The organism is Mesorhizobium sp. M7A.F.Ca.US.014.04.1.1, assembly GCF_003998745.1.
Taxonomy (GTDB): domain Bacteria; phylum Pseudomonadota; class Alphaproteobacteria; order Rhizobiales; family Rhizobiaceae; genus Mesorhizobium; species Mesorhizobium ciceri.
The window spans coordinates 1-692 of the sequence record NZ_RZRW01001285.1; the positions used below are offsets into that span (position 1 = coordinate 1).

A 692-nucleotide genomic window follows, 5' to 3' on the forward strand; every position below is an offset into this window, starting at 1 on the left:
ATTTGAGCGAGCGCACGCGCGCGAACAGCACTTCGATATCGGCGGCGTTGAGCACCGAGGTCGGCTCGTCGAGCAAAATGAGCAACTGCCGTTCGACCACTTCCTCCAATGTCAGCGCCTTGGCCAGCTCGACCATCTGGCGCGCCGCGAAGGTGAGTTCGGAGGTGCGCGCCGTGACATCGATGTCGATGCCGATCTTGGCCAACTGCCGGCGCGCCGCCGCGTTCATGGCGCGCCAGTTGACGATGCCGAAGCGGGTGAAGCGATCCTCCTCGCCGAGATAGATGTTTTCGGCGACGGTCAGATTGAGCACCAGCGACTGTTCCTGGAACACCATGCCGATGCCGTGCCGTGCCGCGTCGCGCGGACTGCGCATGCGCAGCTGTTCGCCGTCCAGCGTCAGGCTGCCGCCATCCGGCCGGTAGCTGCCGGCCAGCACGCGCATCAGCGTCGACTTGCCGGCGCCGTTCTCGCCGATCAGGCCTACCACCTCGTTCGGCCGGACTTCGATCGAAACGTCGCGCAGCGCCTGGACGCCGGGAAAGTTCTTGATGATGCCGGATGCGTTCAGCATGGCGCTCACTTGACGATCCTGAGGCGAACGCGATCGAGCGACAGCGCCACCGCGGCGATGATCATCAGGCCCTGCACGGTCTGCTGGATATAGGGCGAGATGCCGAGCAGGATCATGC

At 64.7% G+C, this 692-nt stretch carries 1 protein-coding gene and 1 pseudogene; both read right to left on the reverse strand.

All coding sequences use genetic code 11. The features are described 5' to 3' along the window. The coding region (locus EOA22_RS36100) for an ATP-binding cassette domain-containing protein (RefSeq protein ID WP_164756308.1) at positions 1-574 on the reverse strand (574 nt) is incomplete at its 3' end. A 5-nt stretch (positions 575-579) separates the two neighbouring features. Then, positions 580-692: pseudogene (locus EOA22_RS39780) on the reverse strand (ABC transporter permease); the annotation flags it as partial.